We start from the raw sequence: 898 nt of genomic DNA, 5'->3' as shown, positions 1-898 counted from the left end.
ATCTCTTTGACCAATGCATATGTTGGTCTATCCTTTATCGCATAACTGACAATCTCACCATTAAATAAGTCTATGATGGGCGATAAGTATAGTTTTCTTTGAATGACACTGCTGTCATTTGCCCTGTCTTGTACTTTAAACTCAGTGATGTCTGTTGCCCACTTTTGGTTGGATTTGTCTGCTTTAAAGTCTCTTTTGAGTATATTGTCCTTAATGGTATCTTTACCCATTGTGTCTTGATAAGATGAGTATCTGTTACGCCTTACTTGTCTAATGCTTGCCTTTACGTCAAGTTCTTGCATTAACCTTTGCACTCGTTTATGATTAATGACCATGCCTTTTTGGGCAAGCTGATTGTTTAGCTCTAATGTAATTCGACGATAGCCATACCTGCCTTTATGCGTATGATAAATGTGTTTGATACGCTCTTTTAAGGATAAGTCTTTGTCTGCTTTGATGGGTTGGGTTTTGTTGTTTGTTGTTTTATTCATTATTTCATTTACTGTTTTTATGCCTTTAGGTCTGCCTTTGGGTTTAATAGTAAGTCCCATGATGCCAAAGGATTGATAGGAGTAGGATTTGAGATGTTAAGCTCTATAGCAAGTTGTGTAGGCGATTTGCCCTGTTGTATGGCTTGAGCGACGTTAAGCTTAAAGTCTGTATCATAAACAGTCTTTGTGTGTCGTCTTTTTATGCCATCAATGCCATTGTACTTGATAGAGTTTAACCCATAGCTCTACGGTTTTGTGGTCTAGGTTAAAATGTTTGGCGGTTTGGTGATAACTGTGATGATTAAGATAATACTCAATCACGGACAATTTAAAGTCGGTTGTGTATTTTGCCATAAAAAGCACCCCAAAGGTTGGTGTTTGAGTGGCGAGCTTTGGGGTGCGGTTCA

The 898-nt window shown here is 38.2% G+C and carries 2 protein-coding genes; both read right to left on the bottom strand.

Annotated features, from left to right (window positions below):
• Positions 1 to 491: IS3 family transposase (locus B5J93_RS13160; RefSeq protein WP_158080759.1), on the bottom strand; the 491-nt coding region annotated here is incomplete at its 3' end.
• A 207-nt stretch (positions 492 to 698) separates the two neighbouring features.
• A partial coding sequence (locus B5J93_RS13155) for a helix-turn-helix domain-containing protein (protein WP_211278898.1) occupies positions 699 to 898 on the bottom strand: 200 nt, incomplete at its 5' end.

It is taken from the genome of Moraxella equi (genome assembly GCF_002027555.1).
Classification (GTDB): Bacteria; Pseudomonadota; Gammaproteobacteria; order Pseudomonadales; family Moraxellaceae; genus Moraxella; species Moraxella equi.
The sequence above is the reverse complement of the archived record's forward strand: the minus strand, read 5'-3'. Positions and strand labels throughout refer to the sequence as shown.